We start from the raw sequence: 2,384 nt of genomic DNA on the forward strand, positions 1-2,384 counted from the left end.
GCGTTCGCGGGCTTGCTCGGCGTGCTCGCCGCAGCGTAGCTCCGCATGAACGGCGACGAGGACGCTTTCTTTCAGCAAGGCGAGCCACGAATCGGGGAGATCCCGCATGGCGGTGCCGCGGAACAGATCGTCTTGCTCGCCTGTGATGCCTGTATTGACGAACGTGAACGTGGAGAACTCGGTGTGTTTCTCCCACTTGATTTGCCAGTCGCCCTTTTTCGCCGTGTAGTGATTGTGATGCGGCACCGGCTCAGGCAGCCCCATGGCGGCGGCCAACGTCGCCAGCAGGCGGCCGTGGATGTCCTCGTCGCGCTCCGAGTAAATGGCGAGATGGCTCAATGACGCGGGGCCGTCGATCCTGAGAAACGGACGGGCGTGCAGTTCCTTCGAGAGCGGGTCTCTGAGCGGATGATTGAGCGACGAGAACATGGGGCGTATCGATGGCTGGGCGCGACAGTGTAGCGCGGCAATATGACTAGTGGGGAGACGAGGTCGACAGTGGCGACTTCTATGCGTCGGCGCGTGATTGTGCCGAAAATAACAAACTCGGCGTGGTGTGCAGCATATGGGTCATTTATGTCCGACGGTATCATGTTGGCTGCGGCTTACGATGAAAGCGGCCGGTACGTATTTTGTTGCGCGACCGGTTCAACCAAACGACGAGCCGACGATATCGGCCGATCGCCTCGTCATCAATGCCCAGAACTGCGTGCACTGCAAGACGTGCGACATCAAGGATCCGACCCAGAACATCGTATGGGTCACGCCCGAAGGCGGCGGTGGGCCGAACTACGCGAACATGTAGAGCGAGGAAATCCAAATGCAAGCACGCCCCAAAGAGATACAGGCCTTCATCGACGCGGCGCGTGTCCTCTTCGCGGCCGAGACGCTCTCGGAAGAGGCGCGTGCGTTGGCGGTCGAGGTATTTTCCCGCCTCGATCAACACGGCGATTTTCGCTTCGACAAACGCGAGCGCTTTCCCGCGTGCGAATGGCTCGATCAAGCGCTCGAGCCATACCTGAGCGCCCAGGATGCATTCGGCCAAGTCGCGAGAAGCATCAAAGCGCTCGAGCCGTTCATCGGCTGGTTTCGGCGGACGACCGTCGCGAACGCTAGCGACAATTTTCTCGAGGGCCACGCGAACGGCATGATTTGCGGCCCAGGCGGCATCGAGGATCGGCCCGATCTTCAACTGGGTTTGCTGGTGATGAAGCCCGATGTTCGCTACCCCGATCACAGCCATCCGCCTGAGGAAGCCTATGTGCTGATGAGTTCAGGTCAATTCCGTAAGGACCGAGGGCCTTGGCTTTCGCCGGGGATCGGTGGCGGAATCCATAACGCGCCGGGGGCGGTTCATGCAGTGCGCTCCGACGACAACCCGCTTCTGACTTTGTGGTGCTTGAAGATGTAACCGATGCCCGCGCCGGTGCGTAGGGTCAGCGGCGGCGCGGTGCGGATCTTGCCGTTCGGCGATCAGTTATAGCCGAGGATGGCGCTCGACGTAACGTCTGCCCGGTCGGGCACGTTGCTGACGATCGACGACAGGGGCGCTTCGAGTAGCGTCGCGTAGGACGAAGGCCGCCGCTTTTCGTGTTTGTTTGCGGGTTCGACGCCGGTGCGTGTGGCGGGGCCCTGGAAATGAACCTGATGGTTGTCGATTCCGGACATGCTCGATATAAGTGAAGGGGTTAGTGGCCTTTGGATGGGCTGCATGGATAGCGCATCCCACTCATCCGAAGGGGCATTCGATATTCTTGAGGCACGGCCGTTCCTTCGCAAGCGACGTAAACGCACAACGTTGTGCGTGCAAGGAAGGATCCGGCCGGGAATCAGGAGGTTTCGGGCATACATTCTCAAGATATGCCTGCGACGTGCAATGGCGCTAGCCGGCAACGGGTTCGGTGACGAGGTGCTGAAGCTTGTCGCGTATCGCTTTCCAATCGTCGGCGTCGGGCAGCGGCGCTTGCCTGCTGATGATGACAGGCCATTGCTTCGCCAAGGAAGCATTCAATTCGACGAAGGAGCGCTGGCTATCGGCAAGGTCCTCCTCCGATGAGATGGCATCTGCTGGACACTCTGGAACACAGACGCCGCAATCGATGCACTCATCGGGGTCGATCACGAGAAAGTTGGGACCGGCGCGAAAGCAGTCGGTTGGACACACTTCAACGCAATCCGTATAGCGGCAGCGGATACAGTTTTCGGTTACGACGTAAGCCATTGAGCCTCCCGGCAAGGCGACATGCGACTGAGGAGCACGAGGCGCGGGCTGCCGTGAGCGACAGCCCGAACCGCAACGGAAGCCTCGATCATACGTTGGTATCGATGGCCAGTGCGGGTTACGTCGTCGCACCGGCAGTGTGGGGGGTGGTATGACGTGCCAA

At 60.2% G+C, this 2,384-nt stretch carries 4 protein-coding genes and 1 pseudogene; 2 read left to right on the forward strand and 3 right to left on the reverse strand.

Features of this window, described 5'->3' with window-relative positions; translation table 11 throughout:
* The coding region (locus ACTHL0_RS03375; protein WP_440565177.1) for a DUF3422 family protein at positions 1-429 on the reverse strand (429 nt) is incomplete at its 3' end.
* Between the two features lie 247 nt (positions 430-676).
* Between ACTHL0_RS03375 and ACTHL0_RS03380 the strand changes: the two are divergent.
* Both ACTHL0_RS03380 and ACTHL0_RS03385 read left to right on the forward strand, forming a co-directional pair.
* Positions 677-805: pseudogene (locus tag ACTHL0_RS03380) on the forward strand (4Fe-4S dicluster domain-containing protein); the annotation flags it as partial.
* Between the two features lie 15 nt (positions 806-820).
* Entirely contained in the window at positions 821-1,411 is a 591-nt protein-coding gene (locus ACTHL0_RS03385; protein WP_440565178.1) for a dimethylsulfonioproprionate lyase family protein, read from the forward strand.
* A gap of 62 nt (positions 1,412-1,473) precedes the next feature.
* Here the strand turns inward: ACTHL0_RS03385 and ACTHL0_RS03390 are convergent, their stop codons facing one another.
* Entirely contained in the window at positions 1,474-1,668 is a 195-nt protein-coding gene (locus ACTHL0_RS03390; RefSeq protein ID WP_440565179.1) for a hypothetical protein, read from the reverse strand.
* A 214-nt stretch (positions 1,669-1,882) separates the two neighbouring features.
* Positions 1,883-2,221, reverse strand: coding sequence for a ferredoxin FdxA (gene fdxA, locus ACTHL0_RS03395; protein ID WP_440565180.1), 339 nt, complete (start codon positions 2,219-2,221; stop codon positions 1,883-1,885).
* Between the last annotated feature and the right edge of the window lie 163 nt (positions 2,222-2,384).

It is taken from the genome of Trinickia sp., assembly GCF_051961175.1.
In the GTDB taxonomy this organism is placed as follows: Bacteria; Pseudomonadota; Gammaproteobacteria; order Burkholderiales; family Burkholderiaceae; genus Trinickia.